This window comes from Janthinobacterium sp. FT14W, assembly GCF_009208755.1.
Taxonomy (GTDB): Bacteria; Pseudomonadota; Gammaproteobacteria; order Burkholderiales; family Burkholderiaceae_D; genus Janthinobacterium; species Janthinobacterium violaceinigrum.
On the sequence record NZ_WFLL01000152.1, the window covers coordinates 1 to 330 of the forward strand.

The 330-nt window shown below is 69.7% G+C and carries 1 protein-coding gene; it reads left to right on the forward strand.

Annotated elements, in window-relative coordinates; all coding sequences use genetic code 11:
• A partial coding sequence (locus GCN74_RS29095; RefSeq protein WP_193317313.1) for a hypothetical protein occupies nucleotides 1–330 on the forward strand: 330 nt, incomplete at both ends.

Sequence of the window (330 nt, forward strand, 5' to 3'; positions counted from 1 at the left end):
TGCTGAGCGCAGGCAAGGATGTGCGCGCCACGCTGACGGGCGACTTGACGAACACAGGTTTGCTGTATGCGGGCCGCGACCAGCAGTGGACGGTGGGCGGCGCGCTGGCCAACAGCGGCTCCATCGCGGCGCTGGGCAATACGACCCTGCAGGCCAACCGCATCAGCAGCAGCGGCTTGCTGGGCGCGGGCGTCAAGACCGATGGCAGCCTGGGCGCCAGCGGTGACCTGACCCTGACGGCAACACAAGGAATCACGGCCAGCGGGCAGAACCTGGCGGCGGGCCAGGCCAGCCTGACGGGCACGGCGCTGGACTTGAGCGGCAGCCAGA